At 43.2% G+C, this 18,429-nt stretch carries 14 protein-coding genes and 1 pseudogene; 7 read left to right on the top strand and 8 right to left on the bottom strand.

Annotated features, from left to right (window positions below; translation table 11 throughout):
* Positions 1–74 precede the first annotated feature (74 nt).
* Positions 75–683, top strand: coding sequence for an MBL fold metallo-hydrolase (locus QUB80_RS23870; RefSeq protein WP_289791970.1), 609 nt, complete (start codon positions 75–77; stop codon positions 681–683).
* Between the two features lie 163 nt (positions 684–846).
* Here QUB80_RS23870 and QUB80_RS23875 read toward each other — a convergent pair whose 3' ends face one another.
* Together QUB80_RS23875 and QUB80_RS23880 are read right to left on the bottom strand one after the other, a co-directional pair.
* Entirely contained in the window at positions 847–2,085 is a 1,239-nt protein-coding gene (locus tag QUB80_RS23875) for an MFS transporter (RefSeq protein WP_289791971.1), read from the bottom strand.
* 122 nt (positions 2,086–2,207) lie between these two features.
* Complete coding sequence (locus QUB80_RS23880; RefSeq protein WP_289791972.1) at positions 2,208–3,149, bottom strand: serine hydrolase; 942 nt, start codon at positions 3,147–3,149, stop codon at positions 2,208–2,210.
* A gap of 15 nt (positions 3,150–3,164) precedes the next feature.
* Between QUB80_RS23880 and QUB80_RS23885 the strand changes: the two genes are divergently transcribed.
* The 3 genes from QUB80_RS23885 to QUB80_RS23895 all read left to right on the top strand — a co-directional run bounded on the left by QUB80_RS23885 (position 3,165) and on the right by QUB80_RS23895 (position 7,474).
* Positions 3,165–3,890, top strand: a complete 726-nt coding sequence (locus QUB80_RS23885; protein ID WP_289791973.1) for a C40 family peptidase — start codon at positions 3,165–3,167, stop codon at positions 3,888–3,890.
* 133 nt (positions 3,891–4,023) lie between these two features.
* The gene (locus QUB80_RS23890) at positions 4,024–5,055 is read left to right on the top strand and encodes a glycosyltransferase family 2 protein (RefSeq protein WP_289791974.1); all 1,032 of its coding nucleotides are present in this window, start codon (positions 4,024–4,026) and stop codon (positions 5,053–5,055) included.
* Positions 5,056–5,317: 262 nt separating this feature from the next.
* Positions 5,318–7,474, top strand: coding sequence for a polyribonucleotide nucleotidyltransferase (locus tag QUB80_RS23895; RefSeq protein WP_289791975.1), 2,157 nt, complete (start codon positions 5,318–5,320; stop codon positions 7,472–7,474).
* Here QUB80_RS23895 and QUB80_RS23900 read toward each other — a convergent pair.
* The gene (locus tag QUB80_RS23900) at positions 7,432–7,617 is read right to left on the bottom strand and encodes a hypothetical protein (RefSeq protein ID WP_289791976.1); all 186 of its coding nucleotides are present in this window, start codon (positions 7,615–7,617) and stop codon (positions 7,432–7,434) included. The genes QUB80_RS23895 and QUB80_RS23900 overlap by 43 nt on opposite strands.
* A gap of 299 nt (positions 7,618–7,916) precedes the next feature.
* Here QUB80_RS23900 and QUB80_RS23905 point away from each other — a divergent pair, with 299 nt between their 5' ends.
* Together QUB80_RS23905 and QUB80_RS23910 are read left to right on the top strand one after the other, a co-directional pair.
* Positions 7,917–8,972, top strand: coding sequence for a J domain-containing protein (locus QUB80_RS23905; protein ID WP_289791977.1), 1,056 nt, complete (start codon positions 7,917–7,919; stop codon positions 8,970–8,972).
* A 228-nt stretch (positions 8,973–9,200) separates the two neighbouring features.
* Entirely contained in the window at positions 9,201–9,464 is a 264-nt protein-coding gene (locus tag QUB80_RS23910; protein ID WP_289791978.1) for a DUF3146 family protein, read from the top strand.
* A 391-nt stretch (positions 9,465–9,855) separates the two neighbouring features.
* On the opposite strand, the gene QUB80_RS23915 is transcribed toward QUB80_RS23910, so the two are convergent.
* Entirely contained in the window at positions 9,856–11,679 is a 1,824-nt protein-coding gene (locus QUB80_RS23915; protein ID WP_289791979.1) for an ATP-binding cassette domain-containing protein, read from the bottom strand.
* Between the two features lie 17 nt (positions 11,680–11,696).
* Positions 11,697–13,466, bottom strand: coding sequence for an ABC transporter ATP-binding protein (locus QUB80_RS23920; protein WP_289792126.1), 1,770 nt, complete (start codon positions 13,464–13,466; stop codon positions 11,697–11,699).
* Between the two features lie 174 nt (positions 13,467–13,640).
* On the opposite strand from QUB80_RS23920, the pseudogene QUB80_RS23925 reads away from it, so the two are divergent.
* Positions 13,641–14,471 (top strand): annotated as a pseudogene (locus QUB80_RS23925) (Rpn family recombination-promoting nuclease/putative transposase).
* A gap of 20 nt (positions 14,472–14,491) precedes the next feature.
* Here QUB80_RS23925 and QUB80_RS23930 read toward each other — a convergent pair.
* The 3 genes from QUB80_RS23930 to QUB80_RS23940 form a co-directional block, all read right to left on the bottom strand.
* Positions 14,492–14,869 (bottom strand): DUF1636 family protein, encoded by a 378-nt coding sequence (locus QUB80_RS23930; RefSeq protein WP_289791980.1) that lies wholly within the window; start codon positions 14,867–14,869, stop codon positions 14,492–14,494.
* Positions 14,870–14,971: 102 nt separating this feature from the next.
* Positions 14,972–16,012, bottom strand: a complete 1,041-nt coding sequence (locus QUB80_RS23935; RefSeq protein ID WP_289791981.1) for an ABC transporter substrate-binding protein — start codon at positions 16,010–16,012, stop codon at positions 14,972–14,974.
* Positions 16,013–16,026: 14 nt separating this feature from the next.
* The gene (locus QUB80_RS23940; RefSeq protein WP_289791982.1) at positions 16,027–18,420 is read right to left on the bottom strand and encodes a TonB-dependent receptor; all 2,394 of its coding nucleotides are present in this window, start codon (positions 18,418–18,420) and stop codon (positions 16,027–16,029) included.
* Positions 18,421–18,429: the final 9 nt, after the last annotated feature.

The following is an 18,429-nucleotide window of genomic DNA, read 5'->3' on the forward strand; positions in this document are numbered from 1 at the left end:
ATTTCCACAAATTGCCCACTCCAGTATGCCATTGCAGTGTATGCTGGCAAGGGAGCGATTCAAAAATCTATTTTATGAAATTACTACACCGTTCTGACTTATATGGATGGTCGAGCTTCGATGAAGAACGCAATGTAGATTTCAATAGCGTTGCTTGGATTCGTCCCCAGGGAAACATTGTTATAGATCCATTACGTTTATCGATCTACGACTGGAAACATCTTAATTCCTTGGGTGGTGCGAGTTGGATAGTTATTACCAACTCCGATCATGTACGTGCTGCCAAGCAAATCGCTAATTCTTTTAGTGCTAAAATCGCAGGACCGATCGCTGAAAAAGACTATTTTCCGATTAAGTGCGATCGCTGGCTTGGTGAAGGTGATGAGTTAGTACCAGGATTGCAGATACTGGAATTACATGGCTCAAAAACCCCAGGCGAATTGGCATTACTTTTAGAAAAAACAACCCTAATTACTGGTGACTTGGTACGAGCACATAAAGGGGGTAGTCTAATGATATTACCAGATGCGAAACTTTCTAATCAAGTCGAAGCGATTGCTTCAGTTCAAAGATTAGCAAAGATGAAGGAAATAGAGGCTGTACTGGTAGGTGATGGTTGGTCAGTATTTCGAGATGGAAACCTGGTTTTACAAGAACTTACAGATAAAATCAGCAAATCTTGAGGAACCAGCACAACAAAATAGTCGCAATGAACTCACTCAACATGAAAAAGGCATTGGGCATTGCTATAAAAATTTCCTCCCTACACCCTTTTTCAAGCTAAACTGTCATGCGATAAATCATACAAATAGCCAATAAGAATCTCTTTTCCCTAGCCTCTAGCTCCTAGCCCTTTGTTTTTCTACCACAATGAACCGATGATTTGAGACTGAGGGCAAATCCTGCTGTTAACAAGGTTAGAACCCCTGTCACCCAAAAAGGAGTGCCGTAGCTAATACTGACAAGCAAACCCGCCACAGCAGGACCGATTGCATTAGAGATACTTAGGTAAGAGGCATTAATTCCTTGAACTTCACCTTGTTCGCGATCGCTGCTATTGATAGATAAGATAGCGCTGATCAGTGGGATGGGAAACGAATTCGTGATACCCAAAAGACACGCCAAGACAACGAACACAGGAAAAACTGGAAAGACAGGAATTAGTAGAAAAACTGCGGCTCGTCCAGCAATTGCCACAGCCAGAATATTGGCAAGATTGAACCGTTTTGTCAGGGGTTCGACAGCAAAAATTTGTGTAAGCACCCCGACTACGCCAATGAGTGTAAATACGATCGCCAAAGTTTGGGCATCTTGATTGAGCACTTTAAGGAAGAAGGGTTGAAAGGCGAAGGTGAAGATTGTAAATGTAAAGCCACTAAAAAACGTCAGCACAAAGGCTTGACCAAGCTTTGGATGCAATGCAGACTGAAAGATTTTACTGAAACCAAACATTTGCCAACTCAGTTGGAATTTCTGTCGCTGTGGTAAGGTTTCTGGTAGTAGCAACCAAGTCAGAACAACAGCTGAAAAGGCAATAATAGCTCCTGCAAAAAAGCTCATTCCTAGTGAAGAAACTCCCGGAAAAGTTGGTAACAGTTGAGCAAAATAACTAATAGCAGGCCCTGTAACAAATCCTAAGCGAAAAGCAGCATCAAGCAATCCAAATGCTTTGGCGCGATCGCCTGGTGCAGTCGTGTCAGTAATAATAGCTCTAGCAATGGAAGTGTTGCCTCCCGTCAAACCATCGAAAATCCGAGCCGCAAAAAGTAACCAGGCAACAGGTGCAAAGCTGGCGAGCAAATTCGCGATCACCGTTCCCACAAGGCTAATGACAAGAAGCGGCTTGCGTCCCATAAAGTCAGAAAAACGCCCCAAAATAGGAGTAGCTATAAATTGAGCGATCGCGTACCCTGTAGTGAGTAAACTAGCTTGAAAATCGCTCAGTCCAAATTGTTTGGCGTAGGGATAAAGAATTGGAATAATAATTGTGAAACTGACTGAGTTAATAAACGCAATCAAAGCGATAATCCAAAATTTCAGAGGTAGATCGAACTTCGCTTTTAGGACTTTCAACGGACGCATCATTATAAGGGAACGGGGAACAGCAACGCACCATTCTAGATTTTAGGTGTGTTAGGACTTAAAGAGTCAGATCCCCGGCTTCTAGTAAGAAGTCGGGGATCTCGATACATATGACTAACTCTTCACTATCCCAGATTCGCAACTGTTTCTACAAAACTCTGAGAAATAAAAGGCAGGATGTCGCGATTCTTAGCGTTTGCTTTACCTTCAGTGAATACTACTAACAGGTAAGGACGGCAATCTGGTATTTCAATATACGCTACATCATGGCGAACTTGACTAGTCCAACCCGCCTTTGACCAAATTTGTGCTGTTTGGGGAAGTCCACCGCCCAAAAAACCCGTAACTTGATCTTCTTCAACATCCTTAGGCAATTCATCAGGATTCAGACTGCGCTTCAGTAGAGCCATCATCGATTGCGATCGCCCACCAGACACTGCCACTCCCCCGACAATACTGTGCAATAATCTAGCGGTAGCATTTGTTGTCAGCATATTGCGATTTTCTAGTAACTGACCATAAAATACGCGTTCGCGTCCGTATGGCCCATCACACCAGGTTTTTTGGCAGGCGTTAATCGTTTCCATTTCCGCCCACCCCAAAGACTGATAATAACGGTTAACAAGATTGCGTTGTAGTTTCCAAGTTTCAAAAGGCCCTGGTGGTAAATCTGGCCCCGATGTTGTGCCAGTCAGCACATCTATTACTAAGCTGGTGGCATCATTGCTAGAGTCTACAATCATATCGCGCATGGCTCTTTCTAACTCAGTGGAAGTCTGCAACATTCCTGACTCTAGCCATTCTTGTACCGCCACCAAGTAAAACAATTTCACCACACTCGCTGGGTAAATTCGCTCAGCACCTCTATAGGTGAAACCACGGATGGGATGATTCCAAAAGGCATCTGGAGTGAGAGCGCCACCAGTATTTACTAGTACAGGTGGATCGTAGACAATCCAAGTTAGAGCAATTTGATTACGGGCTAGGGTCGGAAATTTTGCCCAAGTAGCCTCTAAAATAGCATTGCCTAACTGTTCGAGTTGTACGTCTTTGTTGAAGAAAGCCATTGTTATTCTTGTAGGATGTCCCTTAATCTCAGATCCAAAATCCAAAATCTCATCACTTTAGGTGAGTACGAGTGTCTCGCTAACATAAACATATACGATTCTCCCGAATGTACGCGCCTAGCAACACAAGCTGCATCAGGACGACATTTACAGGTGAAATCAACTGAAAGGGATGCACAGACTGGCAATGAAACATCTGTACACGTACGTTTGTGTGAGGATGATTATCCAGGGTGGTTATCGCTTGCAGATTTAAATCTATTACAGACTGCTACTGTACTTTATCAGGCTAAATCTTTTTCTGAATCTGAAGTTAGAAAATTGCTACCAGAGGTAATAGCTTTTGCCCATCAAGCGATGGAACAGCCTAATTATTACCTTTGGGGTGGTACAGTTGGGCCAAATTATGACTGTTCGGGTTTAATGCAAGCAGCTTTTTGTTCAGTCGGTGTTTGGTTACCCAGAGATGCCTACCAGCAGGAAGCTTTCACCCAGCCAGTGACAATTTCCCAATTAGAAATAGGCGATCTCATATTTTTTGGTATTCCCCAAAAAGCCACTCATGTGGGACTCTATTTAGGAGATGATCGTTACATCCATAGTTCTGGGAAAGATAAAGGACGTAACGGTATTGGGATTGACATTCTCTCGGAACAAGGCGATGAGGTTAGTCAGTCATACTACCAGCAGCTACGTGGCGCTGGCAGAGTGGTGAAGAGTTACGAACCGCATAGTCATTAAAGAAAGGTTTTAAGGGTGTGAGGGTGTAAGGGAAAATTATGTGGGTGCAGGAAAAACCCTGATGGGTGAATTTAAATGGTACCCCTATACCCTTGTACCCCTATACCCATAGTAAAAAAGGACACGAATAGGTATGAGGAGTGAATTAATTTCTAATGGGATGGCTGGACAATATGAAGCAAAGTCCTTATCCATCCCTGATGTCTCGGTGGTGGTGCCTGTGCGTGATGAAGTGGAAAGTTTGCCTCATTTGTTGGAGGCGATCGCTTCTACTTTAAAAAGTAGTCAATTAAGTTACGAAATTATCTGTGTGGACGATGGTTCCACGGATGGTTCAGATCGGTTTCTTAAGGAACAAGCGCAAGTTCGCCATGATTTAAAAACCGTGATTTTGCGTCGTAACTACGGCCAAACTGCGGCAATGGCAGCCGGATTTTATTACGCCCATGGTAAAGCAGTTGTAACTTTAGATGCCGATTTGCAAAACGATCCTGCGGATATCCCCATGCTGCTGGCAAAGTTGGAGGAAGGCTACGATTTGGTGAGTGGTTGGCGGCAAGCACGCCAAGATGCTGCGGTAACGCGCTTACTTCCTTCTAAAATTGCCAACTGGCTGATTCGACGCGTGACTAGCGTGCATATTCACGACTATGGTTGTTCGCTCAAAGCCTATCGTGCTGAACTGGTAGCTGATATGAACCTCTACGGAGAACTGCACCGCTTCTTGCCAGCCTTGGCGTATATTGAAGGTGCGAGAATTACAGAAATACCTGTGCGCCATCATGCCCGTCGGTTTGGGCGTAGTAAGTACGGTTTGTCGCGGACGTTTCGAGTCTTGATGGATTTGTTAACTATTGCCTTTATGAAAAAGTTCCTCACCCGCCCGATGCACGTTTTTGGGCTGTGGGGCTTAATTAGCATAATTTCGGGAGGAGTGATCGGCATTTACTTAACTTGGGTAAAATTTGCTCTGCATCAAGACATAGGCGATCGCCCTTTGTTAATTTTGGCAGTACTGCTTTTGGTAACAGGGATACAGTTATTTTGCTTTGGTTTGTTAGCTGAGTTACTAATGCGTACTTACCATGAATCTCAAGGACGCCCGATTTATCGCGTGCGTGAGGTCATAACAAATAAGCAATTGACAACTGAAAGCCAAATTTAACTACTTATTAAAGCAAGGGTCAATTTTAATCCAGTTATGATCTCCGAAAATTTTCCTGCAAAATGTTTTAGCTAAAAATTTGGCAATTAAGTGAGCGAGCGAGAAAAATTCAACTTATATGAAGAAATACAAATTAATATCCCTAGACAAACAGCTGTAACTAAAGTTGTCAATCATTATGCATACTACTCCAGCCAGATTAGTTCATAAATGTTAGGATTGCCACAGAGAGAGAATAACGAAGAGAAGGAAAAGAAACTGAATGGGAGAATTTGAGAAGTCAATATCCTTTGACGGACGGGATATTCGACTGAAGGTGGGTCTACTAGCACCCCAGGCTGGTGGATCGGTGTTGATACAGTCTGGGGATACGGCAGTTCTAGTTGCAGCTACGCGATCAGCAGCCAGAGAAGGCGTTGATTTTCTGCCCCTCACTGTAGATTACGAAGAAAGGCTTTACGCAGCAGGGAGAATACCAGGAGGATTGCTGCGGCGAGAAGGCCGGCCGCCAGAGAGAGCGATTCTCACCAGCCGTTTAATTGACCGTCCTTTACGTCCTTTGTTCCCATCATGGTTGCGGGATGACCTGCAAATTGTGGCAATCACTCTTTCGATGGATGAATTAGTGCCGCCAGATGTGCTAGCTGTAACTGGTGCTTCTATCGCTACCTTATTGGCAAAAATTCCGTTTAATGGGCCAATGGCAGCAGTACGTGTTGGCTTGGTAGGTGATGATTTTATCATTAATCCTACCTATGCTGAAGTCGAAGCCGGAGACCTGGATCTTGTGGTTGCAGGTTCACCAGAAGGCGTAATTATGGTGGAAGCGGGAGCTAATCAATTGCCGGAACGAGATATTATCGAGGCGATTGAATTTGGCTACGAAGCAGTACAGGACTTAATTCAAGCACAGCGAGATTTAATGGCAGAACTGGGTTTGGAAATTGTCCAGGAAGCAGCACCAGAAGTAGACTCGACGCTGGAAAACTTTATCCGCGATCGCGCTACAGATGAAATTAAAAAAATTCTGTCGCAATTTGATTTGGAGAAAACTGAGCGGGATACTGCTTTGGATGCAGTCAAAGAATCAGTTGTAGGTGCGATCGCTGAACTACCAGAAGAGGATCCGATCCGAGTTGCTGCTACTACGAATAAAAAAGCTCTAGACAATACTTTCAAAGACATCACTAAAAAGCTGATGCGCCGTCAAATTATCGAAGATAATGTTCGAGTGGACGGTCGCAAGCTAGATGAAGTGCGTCCCGTTTCTTGTCAAGTTAGTTTACTGCCCAAGCGCGTTCACGGCAGTGGTTTGTTTAACCGTGGATTAACCCAGGTACTATCTAATTGTACTCTCGGTACACCAGGAGATATACAAACCTTAACTGATGACTTGCAACAAGATCAGCAAAAGCGCTATATGCACCATTACAACTTCCCACCGTTCTCAGTAGGGGAAACTAAGCCTCTACGTGCGCCAGGACGCCGGGAAATCGGGCATGGAGCTTTGGCTGAAAGAGCAATATTGCCTATATTACCACCTAAAGACCAATTTCCCTACGTAATTAGGGTAGTATCAGAAGTATTGTCTTCTAACGGCTCCACTTCAATGGGTTCGGTTTGCGGCTCAATCCTAGCTTTGATGGATGCCGGCGTACCTATTGCTAAACCTGTTAGTGGTGCTGCGATGGGCTTGATTAAAGAAGGTGATGAAGTGCGAGTCTTGACTGACATTCAGGGCATCGAAGACTTTTTGGGTGACATGGACTTCAAAGTTGCCGGGACAGATACGGGAATTACAGCCTTACAAATGGATATGAAAATTCCGGGTTTGTCTTTGAATATTATTGAGCAAGCTGTCAACCAAGCGAAAGCAGCGCGGCTACACATTCTGGAGAAAATGCTCCAAGTTATTGACAAACCACGCAGCGAGATGTCGTCTTTCGCTCCACGTTTGTTGACAATTAAGATTGATCCAGACATGATTGGTCTAGTGATCGGGCCAGGAGGCAAAACAATTAAGGGTATTACCGAAGATACGGGTGCCAAGATTGATATTGAAGATGACGGTACTGTCACTATCTCGGCTGTAGATGAAAATAAAGCCAAAAAAGCTCGAAATATCATCCAAGGCATGACGCGCAAGCTGAATGAAGGTGATGTTTATGTAGGGCGTGTAACTCGGATTATACCAATCGGTGCATTTGTGGAATTTTTGCCCGGAAAAGAAGGCATGATCCACATTTCCCAGCTGGCTGACTACCGTGTAGGCAAAGTAGAAGATGAAGTTGCAGTCGGTGACGAAGTCATTGTGAAAGTTCGTGAAATAGACAATAAAGGTAGAATTAATCTCACCCGCTTGGGTATTCACCCAGATCAGGCAGCCGCAGCGCGGGAACAAGCAACAGTAAATCGATAAATTACTGATGGATTGGGAATTTCATCCCAAATCCATAGTTTAAGAATTTGAGCTAAAAAGCGATCGCTAAGGTGAAGTAAGAGCGATCGCTTTGTATTATGGCAGGGAACGGAGAACAGGGAACAGCGCAAAGAATTTGTCATTTCTTGTTCCAGGTTGAACCTGGTAACGAAGGTGATTTTTCCCTACACCTTCTTTACTAAGTTTTTTGTCAAAATTCCATGTGTAACAGTTGAAAGGATGGAATGTAAGTTTTACCATACTCCCAGGACTTATACAAATTTTAGATACTTCGACAAGCTCAGTACAAGTTTTGGATTTTGGATTCAAACCATTGATGAATAGGCTATCCCAGAATTTTGAAACAAGACTTCCGCGTGCCAATTTGGTATTACACACTAAAAACTAGCCCTGTGACGTATCCTCAAAATTATTCTTATCCATGCCTAAATCAGTTTCATCACTAAACCAAAGCCTAACAACATCACTAGCTCTTTCATATCTCCATCTTCGTTTCCAAGCCCTAGAAAAAGAACACCAATGGCTACTTAAACAAATTAAGAGAAAACGCACAGAACTGAAGAATTTTGTTGAGCAAATGCGTTCTTTGGCTACGGACATCTTTCATCGAGGTTCTCCTAACTTTACTAAACTGTCAGAAATTGACCAAGAAATTCATACTCTCTTTGATGAAATCTTGACAACCATAAAGCTTGGCAAACAAACTAAAAAAAATATTGAAAAAATTTATTTTAATCTTCAAATTGCGGGGCTGATTAGTCCAAAATCAACTCAAAAAGAGCCAGAAGAATTAGATGAACTTTTTGAAAATAACGATCCAGATAATGAGTTCTTTAATTTTTCTGGAGAAGAAAGCCATCAAAATCAACAAACAAAGCAGCAGCTAGAATTTTCTACCACAACTAGAACTGATGAATCGCGAAAAGTGCGCCAGACATTTTTGAGATTAGCCGAAATTTTTCACCCTGATAAAGTAACAGACAGCGAGACACAGATGCGCCACACGGAAATTATGAAGGAACTAAATAAAGCCTATCAAGATGGAGATCTAGCTCGACTGTTAGAAATTGAACAGCAACATCAAGCAGGAAAATCGATTACAAGTGATGGTGAGGACGATTTAACTAGAAAATCTACTAATTTAGAACAGGAAAATGAATTCCTCAAAACTCAATATGAAAATTTGAAACGAGAACTTCGTTTGGTGAAAAATACTCCTGAAGGAGTGATGGTTTCTGATTGTCGCAAAGCCAATCGAGAAGGAATTGACCCTATTGCTCAGATGTTAGAACAAGTTGAATCTGAAATTCAAGTAATTTCTGAGATCCGCGATTTTGTTAGGGATTTTAGAGAGCAAAAAATCACTATCAAAGAGTTTATTGATGGGCCAAAAGTTCTCCACCAAAGAAATCAAGATATTATGGAAGACTTACTGGAACAGATGTTTGGAGATTTAGATGTGATGATTATGTTTTAAGTGTAATTAGTTATGTGAAATTAAATTTATCCAGAAAATTTCTTATACCTGAGACAAATACTATGCTTTATAGTTAGCGGTTATTACACGCACACTAAGTCTTTAGGTTTAACTTGAAGTGAGTAGAATCAGAATATCCAATTACTACCATTGGTGTATTTGATGTATTTTGAGTAAATGTAAAGTTATTACTATTCGGTTTTTATTCCAAACTTGATTCCAAGCATCGTGAGTGCTAAACGTTTACCACAAACTACTGCTCATGTCAGGATTATCCGTCAATCTTGGCAACACGGCTTACTTGAAGGAGAAGTAAGAGCAGGTGACTTTGAGTGGCAATTCCAGTGGCATTTTCGTCGGGGAGAACTATCTGTCAAGCCTTCCCAAGGTCGTGCCTTAATTAAAGAACCGCTCGGTCGTTTTTTAGAGCAAAAAGATTACCAGCTCGAACCAGGGGGAGATTATGCCTTTACCATTCGAGCCGAACTTTAGTCAATAGTCATTGGTCATTTGTCATTGCTAGGGGCGGGTTTTGTTGATTATCTTGCCGTTCAAACTGATAATTTATCTTCTAAACCCGCCCGTACTGGTTAGTGGTTAGTGGGTAGTAGTTTTGTTGATTATATGAAGGTTAAAACCGAGAATTTATCTTCTAAACCCGCAAGGGCGCGCTGCCTCCCCTACAGTAGTTAGTAGTTCTCCTCTGCTCCCCTGTCCCTTGTGCTTTCTTGTCCCCATATCCCCGCGTCAGCCCTAATGATACAGCGGTGTTCAATTTGGTGAGGTACAAAACTTTTAGTCTCAAAGTCATATAAAATGCCTATTTGACTTCTGACTACCTGTGGCAGGTGCGAACGTGATCGCTATCAAAACAAAGAAATTACTATTGCAGTTCAATACAGATTTTACGAACATCATCAAACTTGCCTTGTGCTTCTATTTTTCCGTCTCGTAAAACTATGACACAATCCGCATGACGTAGAACCCAAGGACGATGAGAAACAACAAGGCAGGTTGGATACCAACCTCCATTTCCCACTTCCCTTTTGCTGGCAAACAAACGCGACCATAATTTTCGTTCCGTCTCCACATCAAGTGCACTAGAGAGATCGTCAAACACCAACAACTCAGGTTGACGCACAAACATCCGAGCAGCAGCAGCCCGTTGCAACTGCCCTCCAGAAAGCCGCACGCCTTTTGGCCCCACGATAGTATCAAGCCCCTGGCTCATGGCAGCCAAATCCTGTTCAAAAACTGCTTGATAGATTGCTTTCTCAATCGCCATCTCATCTTTTTCTAAACCCAGTAGAATATTCTCTTGGAGTGAGGTACTAAAAAACTGCGGAATTTGCGGCGTATAGGCACTACGCGGAGGAACAAAAAAGTCAGTGGGATTCTCAACCTTGCAACCATTCCAGTAAATTGAACCTGCTTCCAGAGGTAACAATCCTAGCAGCACCCGCAGCAGCGTTGTTTTGCCAGCGCAAACACGTCCTGTAATTACCGTTAGACTGCCTCGAACCAACTTCAAATCGATGCCGCTAATCCCTTGATTAGTATCTGGATAATGGTAGGTGAGGTTAAAAGCCATCAATTCACGCAACCGCAAGTTCTGCTCCCAAACAGGTTGGGCAATAGGTGGCAGTGCAGGTTGGCCAGTCAAAGGATAGTTCAGGTAAAGATTATGATGGGCAACTAATGTCTGAGCAGGTGTGCCAGAGAGTAAAGCTGCTAGGCGCTCAAAAGAAACCTCCGTTTGCTTGCAAAGCATTATAAATCTGCCCAGATAGTCTAAAAAACCAGTAATAAAGGATAGGTAGTAGACAAATAGAGCAAAATCACCAACACTCAGCGCACCGAGTCCAGATTGTAGCGATCGCGCCACCAAAAGCAAAATTCCTCCTGTCCCCAGATTGACAATATTCTGCAAAACTGACTCTAAAGTTGCCGTCAGCACCTGATCTTTCAACATCAACTGACGACGTTGCTCATTCAGTCCATTAAAATAATTCAGCACATCAGTTTGCGCTCCAGCAACCTTAATCGTTTGAACCCCAGCAAAGATGTCACCCACAATCCCTGTCACTTGTTGAGTCGCGTTGCGGCTAGCCTGTCGATATCGTTTCAGCCGAGTTTCTGCGCCTTGGACAATCGCAGCAATTACCGCCAAGGGCAGGAAAACAAACACCGTGATGCGGACATTAATGCTCAGTAGTATAGCAACTGAACCGAGGACAATCAGCGCATAGCCAGGGATACTGCCAATCCAAGCTACTGTTTCTTCGATTTGCGAGATATCATCCCGAAAGTAACTAATCACCTCACCCGTAGATACTGTTTTACTCGTCTCCTCTCCCACCACCAGAGGCTTGGCGCCAGGGCAGTGTAACAAATGTTCTAGCAAATTGCGCTGTAGCAATGAACTGGTGAGGAACCGATATTGAGTGTTAGTAAAACGACCCACAAAAATAAAGACAATCCGGGCTAAACCAGTAGCTAGTAACAAAGCAATAATTGCCCAAGCAGAAAACCTTAATGTCGATTCACCCGTTAAAGTGTCAAAAAATGCCTGAATAATTAGTCCAGGTAAAATCGGCAGCCCCATGCCAAACACCCAGATGATGCTGTCGAGCGCATATAGCTTGGGGTTGTAGAGAATGATTTGCCACAACAATGTCCAAGTCGGCAGCTTTTGTTTGGTTTTCATAGGGTTCTCGTCATGAATTATGCTAAAACCTCCATCAAACCTGTTTGTAATAACTGGGAAAATCGAGAGTTGGCATCATTCTCTAACTGTTCGCGCGCGCCGTATTCAAAGATTTTGCCATTGTCTAAAATCAAAATTTGGTCGGCACGCTGTACTGTTTTAAGGCGGTGAGCAATAATTACACCAGTCCGTGCTTGTAGTAATCTGTCCACGGCTTGCTCAATCAGTGTCTCGGTGAATGGATCTAGGCGTGAGGAGGCTTCATCTAAAATCACCAACCCCGGATTTTTGAGAAAAATGCGAGCGAAGGCAAGCAACTGTGCCTGTCCGGCGGATAAACTGCCATTGTCTGCTCCTAAATGAGTTTCTAAGCCTTGCGGTAAGGATTGCAACCAGCTTAACAATCCCAGTTCCTCTAGAACACGCAGAATCTGCTCCTCATCGATATTAGGGTTGAACAGAGTCAAGTTATTTCGGACTGTGGTTTGAAAAAGTTGTACGTCCTGAGTCACTATGCCAACGTGTTGCGGTAGCTCGATTAACGGGGTAGAGTCAATCGCTACATCTCCTAAACGAATGCTGCCGGATTGGGGATCGTAGAGCCTCAGTAACAACCGTGCCAGAGTTGTCTTGCCACTACCCGTGCGTCCTAGAATGCCTAACACCTGTCCGGGCGGTAAATGAAAAGAAATTCCTTGCAAAACTGGTTCCTGTTCTCTTTCTCCCTCTATGCGTTGGCTTTCATAACTGAAGGAAACCTCCTCAAAGGTCACGGCAATAGGCCCTTCCGGCAGTGAGCGATCGCCTCCTGCATTTAATTGAGGTTGGATTTGCAGTAATTCTTGAATGCGGTGAATGCCTGCTTCAGCTTTTTGTAAGTCTTCTAATTCTTCTCGAATTTTCTCAATCGGTTCCCGCAAGAGATTGCTGTAGTGAAAGAGTAAGTAAACGCCTCCGATTGTAATTGCTTGTTGATTCCACAGATAAATGCTGACTGCTAGCGCTAGAGCATTGCCAACAATAAATAGTCCAATTGATGTTCCCCAGAGAAAAGTTCCCGCAAGCCGAGCCTTGTGATAAACAATCAACCAACCTTGGATGATTCGATAAAAGCGATGCATGACATAACGAATTGCCCCATTCGCTTGGATGTCTTCAGTACCTGCAAAATACTCTCCAACAAAACCAAAAAACTCAGCACTGGTTTGACGATAAGCTGTCCAAGGATAAATTGCGTATGAACGAATCCGAATTAGCACACTCAGTGCTGTGAGACTGAACAAAGTGAGTGCAAAACCCGCTCGCCAATCTGTAGAAAAGAGAATAACTAAGATGGTAAGCAGTAAAATGACATTGCCAACAACATTAATCGTAAACTGAGAAAAGAATCGCGACAGGGCGTTGACATCTCCATCTACCCGTTCAATTAATTCGCCAGGCGTGCGAGATTTATGAAAGGATAAATCTAAGTTTAAGCAGTGGTTGACAAGATTTGCACGCAGGGAGTTTGTCGCTGTCCAGGCTACGTTTCCCCCAAGATATGTGGATACAACTGATAGTAACTGAGTCACTAGGGCAGCACCCATAAACACAAAAGCCATAAGGAGTAGGAGTTGCTCAGAACCTCCACCCATTGCTATATCGATGAAGTAGCGTAGGATTAGCGGATTAATAGCTTGTAGGATAATACTGCAAAGGAGAGTAATCGCTAGCCAACCCACTTGCCGTTTCTGGGGTTCAAGGTAATTTGCGAGTAAATTCCAGTATTGCTGAAGCGGTACTTTCATCACAGCGATCGCTACTCTCCGTTGTTCTCATAGTGGCTATTATGCAGCGCTGATTTGACCAGTTTGGTTGATTTGCACTGGTGGTTAGAAGCGTTTCAGAGTTAAGATAATAAACGCAAATGCGCGAGCTTTTAATAAGTTTTTAACTGTTGCGCTCATTGATGAAAATCTTTCATGCGTCGAGACTCAATATTTTACAAACTATTTCAACAATCTCCAACTTTACTATTTGAACTACTGGAAAATCCTCCAGCAAATGCAAGCGAATATAAATTTGATTCAGTAGCTGTCAAAGAACCTAAATTTGAAATTGATGGGGTATTTTTACCACCAGAAAATGCAGATGCGGGAGTGGTATATTTCTGTGAGGTGTAATTCCAAAAAGACGAAAAGCTGTATGAAAGAGTATTTGCAGAATCCTCATTATATTTCTACCGCAATCGTGACAGGTTTAGTGATTGGCAAGTAGTCATAATTTATCCATCTCGCAGTGTTGAACAAAGTGATACTCATCCCCATCGAGGTTTGCTCAACAGTAACCAGGTACATCGGGTGTATTTAGATGAGTTGGGAGATATTCGCTCCTTACCTGTATGGGTTGCGCTGATGGTATTAACCACGATAGATGAATCACAAGCACCACAAGAAGCCAGGTATTTGCTTGAGCGTTCTGCGGTTGAGCAACCGGAAACTACAAGTCGCGCCATAATTGAGTTAGTGACAACAATAATGGTGTACAAGTTTGAACAACTTAGCCGCACAGAGGTAGAAAAAATGTTAGGAATTACACTCAAGGAAACACGAGTTTACCGGGAAATTAAGGAAGAAGAAGCTCTCACCCTCATTCTTCGTCAACTAAATCGACGAGTGGGAGAATTACCTCAACAGATGCGAGAGCAGATTGAAGCTCTGTCTTTGGAGCAATTAGAAAATCTGGGGGAGGCATTGCTGGATTTTACCAGTATGGCTGATTTGCACTCGTGGTTAGAAGCACTTGGGGGTTAAGTCCTTGAGGCTCGCGCGAGCTATATTTTTGGTGTTGGGATTTGGGCGAAAATAGTAGACTGTAATATTTCCGGAATTTGTTTCCAAACTACAGCCCCTTTAGAACTCTTGATATATAGTTGTATAAATTCTAGTAAGGCTCCTGTACTATCTTCAGGTGAAAGATTGACAAACAAATAGGTGGGTTTCTCGTGGCTCGATACAGCGACAACACAGCCTTGACTGCACGCCCACAAGCATCCAACTGGTTGAATTTCAATTTCATCATTTGGGAATTTTTCAGCGCACAAAGTGTTTAGTTGGTCAAGTAAAATATTGCCGTCAAAAGGTGAATTTTCTGGTCGTTCTGCGGAGGAGTGGTGACAGGATTTGCAGATGAATAATGTGTGTTTAGGCATGGGTTAGGGTGCGTGGATTAAGTATTTATACAAATCTCAATTACAGCATGAGCAGCAAATAGTTTTGAGCATTTTGCAGTAGGGAATTTTCAACTTAGATCATCATCGCCTACACGCTGGAAGTAGTATCTCAGGAAGTTGTTGCATGACAATTTCATCAGCGATCGGGCCGCGAATTGTGCCACCCCAAAGCACGCCATCAACAAAATACACACATCCCTCGTGGTTAGCTTTCAAATTTTTCAAGAGTGGTATTAGGTTCCATTCACGCTCGAAATTGTCTAGAGGGACATCGTAAGAATTATTGTTCCATACTGACTTTGAATCAAACTTATATCTTGAAACGATGATGATGTCAGTTTCAAGCTGAGGTAGGATTTCAATCGAAATTTTCCTTCGTGTCCTCTTTTCCATGCTTTCGGGTTTTACAAGCCGAAAACCAAGATTATCCAAGAGAGTGGCAGGCGGATCTTTATAAAAAAGATCCACAGGAGTACCCAAGTTCCTAACATTGACCAGCAATAGGCGTGAATGAGTTGCAAGCACAGGAGCTAGCTTTGTCTGGGTTGCTCTCAACTGCTGCTCATGCTTTGCTAGTACCTGTTGTACTTGTGACTCTCGATCAAGTGCCTTGGCAATGGTATAAATATCGCGTTTCCAACCGCCTTTGTTGTATTCAACATAAACAGTTGGGGCAATTGTGGAGAGTAGCTCATACTGGTTCCGGTATTCAGTTAGAATCAAATCTGGCTTCAGGGCAGTAAGTATCTCAAGAGAAGGATTGCCTACACGTCCAAGGTTAATAGGTTGGGTCGTGATGCGACTGCCCAAGTAAGGGATTTGTTGAGTTGGATGATCGAATCGAGTCAAACTGCGTGACCAATAATCAGCAAAGCCTGCTGGCTGCACACCAAGGGATAACATCATATCCAAGGTGTACTGACTCAGTACTGCTATCTTCTGTGGTTGATTGCAGATATTTGTTTCTCCAGCATCATGCTGAATGATGCGACATTCTGTTGATGAGGCTATTCCTGTCGGATGGGAAAAAGTTTGAGAAGCATTGCTGTTACAAGCCGAGACGATCATGGCAGCAATGGTTATGGTTAAAACTAATTGTAGAATATGCACAATTCTCACCATTAGTTTCCTACAACTTAAAATTCCACAGAAACCGAGCCAACGATTGTTAAGGGAGTTCCCGGATCGATTGAAGAACGACTAGTTGCCGAACGAAAGTAGCCTACGTCAAATAGATTTTTGATGTTGATAGCTGCCTGGAAGTTATTGCGTCGGTAATAGAGTGCCGCATCGGTGCGAAAATAACTAGGTAAGTCAAAGGTATTAGCCAGATCACCCTGTCGCTCTCCTACGTAGAAAAATCCTAAACCAAATCCTAAACCCTGTAAATTGCCACTTTGAATTTCATAGGTTGTCCACAAACTTGCCGAATGTTCTGGAACGTTACTTAATCGGTTTCCTATCGGCAATATGTTGTCTTCGGTAATTCGTGCATCGGTATAAGCATAAGTGACAATCACATTCCAGCCAGGCAAGATTTCACCTGCGATATCAAGCTCAATACCTTGACTTTTCTGCTCACCTGTTTGAATACTAAAGCCAGGATTATTTGGATCGGTAGTAGTTAAATTGCTTCGAGTCAAATCATAAAAAGCCAGTGTTGAAGACAATCGCCCGTCTAGAAAATCAGCTTTCGCACCTACTTCATATTGAGTTCCCCTCTCTGGCTCAAAAGAACTGCCATCAAAAGCTGTGCCAGTGATCTGACTAAATGAGCGACTAAAGCTGGCATAGAGTGAAATGGGTTGAATAGGCTGATAAACAATTCCTACACGGGGACTAAAAGCACTATTATCTTGACTCGTTGTGACTCCTGTTAAGTAATTTCTTACTTCATTGTTTACAAAATCAAACCTTCCCCCCAGCAAAAACTTGAGGTTATCTGTCAGCTTGATTTGATCCTGTAGATAAATTCCTAAGTTATCTGCTTGAGTAAAGTTATCAATAGACGGAGGGGCAGTAATTGTGGGTCGAGAACTTAGGTAAACTGGGTCAAAAATGTTGATGACAGGAGCAGTTGCAGTTCTGCCTATGAGACGACGAGTTTGTCTAGTTAGATCAAACCCAAAGACAAGTGTGTGTTCGATTGAGCCTGTCATAAACTTACCAATCACATCGGTTTGTAGCGCATAAGTTTTGTAGTCATCTGCCGGTAAATTAAAAAAATTCCGTTGCGTGGTGATGCCAGTTGTTTCATTCAAGGCGTTAGGAAATGTCTCAAACCTATCCAAGGTGTCTAATGAGACGAATCGAAAAGCATTGCGGATTGACAAATTCTCATTGAACTTGTGCTCAAAGCGGTATCCGGCTCTCCATACTCTAATTTCCCGAACGTCAAAAGGGTTACCCAAACGACGGCTAAAGGGGATGTCTGCCACCTCTCTTCCAATTGCCACAAGACCGCGATCAAGGGGTCTTTTTTCCCACAGATATTCGGCTTCAAAGGTGAGATTTGTATTCTTACCGATATCCCAAGTTAATACGGGGGCAATGAAGAAGCGATCGCTCTCTGAAAAGTCTCGAAAGCTTCCCGCGCTTTCATAAACTGAATTCAAACGATAACGCACACTCCGTTCGGGATTAAGTGGCCCAGAAATATCGATGGAAGGACGATAGAAGTCATAACTACCAATGGATAACTCTGCGGAGTAATAAGGCTCTGCTAGCGGCTGTTTGGTGACTAAATTGATGACTCCACCTGGTTGAAGTTGTCCATATAAGACTGAAGCTGGCCCTTTCAAAACCTCGATTTGCTGCAAATTTACTGTTTCTTGAATTAATCCACCTACAGTGGCATTATCCCGAACGCCATCTCGAATAATAGCATTGCTGAAATCAGTATCAAATCCACGAATTCTGAATGCATTTTGATTGCCGCCAAAACTATTAGTCGGTTGAACCCCACTGACATTGCGAAGTGCTTCATCGAGCTGAAAAGCTTTTTGATCTTCTAGCACTTGTCGAGGCACAACCTGAATAGAGGCAGGAATATCGCGCAGTGGGGTATCAGTTCTCGTGGCAGTTGAGGCATTAGGTGCACGATACCCATCCTGCTGCCCCGTCACCACCAACTCAATTGGCTCATCCTGCTGCGCCGATGGTTCCTCTTGCGGTGTTTCACCCGTTGGTTGCTCTGGCTGTGGTGGCTGCGTTGCCGTTGCCACAGGTGCCAAACCAAAAATCAAACCCTCATCACTGTCAAACAACTCAACTGTTGGTAATCCCGCCTCACCTATCACTGTCACCCGGATCGTATTAGTATCCAAATTTGTAACAGTTATCTCAGTAATACCTACAATAGGTTTTTTCGAACGGAATGTGAACGCATCACCACTGGGTAAACGCAGTTGAGCATTGGGAATATCAGCGATAAAGTTGCTCCCCTCACTACGATTTGTGATTTGCAGTTGTTCTCCTTGAGTGGTTTGTAAAATCACCTCTACACCTTTGTCAGTGGGTTTAGCTTGCACTCCCGTAAC

The organism is Chlorogloeopsis sp. ULAP01, assembly GCF_030381805.1.
Lineage (GTDB): Bacteria > Cyanobacteriota > Cyanobacteriia > Cyanobacteriales > Nostocaceae > Chlorogloeopsis.

Coding starts and splice junctions, on each gene's coding strand:
- QUB80_RS23870 (WP_289791970.1), top strand. CDS start 75: ATGAAATTACTACACCGTTCTGACTTATATGGATGGTCGAGCTTCGAT.
- QUB80_RS23875 (WP_289791971.1), bottom strand. CDS start 2,085: ATGATGCGTCCGTTGAAAGTCCTAAAAGCGAAGTTCGATCTACCTCTG.
- QUB80_RS23880 (WP_289791972.1), bottom strand. CDS start 3,149: ATGGCTTTCTTCAACAAAGACGTACAACTCGAACAGTTAGGCAATGCT.
- QUB80_RS23885 (WP_289791973.1), top strand. CDS start 3,165: ATGTCCCTTAATCTCAGATCCAAAATCCAAAATCTCATCACTTTAGGT.
- QUB80_RS23890 (WP_289791974.1), top strand. CDS start 4,024: ATGAGGAGTGAATTAATTTCTAATGGGATGGCTGGACAATATGAAGCA.
- QUB80_RS23895 (WP_289791975.1), top strand. CDS start 5,318: ATGGGAGAATTTGAGAAGTCAATATCCTTTGACGGACGGGATATTCGA.
- QUB80_RS23900 (WP_289791976.1), bottom strand. CDS start 7,617: ATGACAAATTCTTTGCGCTGTTCCCTGTTCTCCGTTCCCTGCCATAAT.
- QUB80_RS23905 (WP_289791977.1), top strand. CDS start 7,917: ATGCCTAAATCAGTTTCATCACTAAACCAAAGCCTAACAACATCACTA.
- QUB80_RS23915 (WP_289791979.1), bottom strand. CDS start 11,679: ATGAAAACCAAACAAAAGCTGCCGACTTGGACATTGTTGTGGCAAATC.
- QUB80_RS23920 (WP_289792126.1), bottom strand. CDS start 13,466: ATGAAAGTACCGCTTCAGCAATACTGGAATTTACTCGCAAATTACCTT.
- QUB80_RS23930 (WP_289791980.1), bottom strand. CDS start 14,869: ATGCCTAAACACACATTATTCATCTGCAAATCCTGTCACCACTCCTCC.
- QUB80_RS23935 (WP_289791981.1), bottom strand. CDS start 16,012: ATGGTGAGAATTGTGCATATTCTACAATTAGTTTTAACCATAACCATT.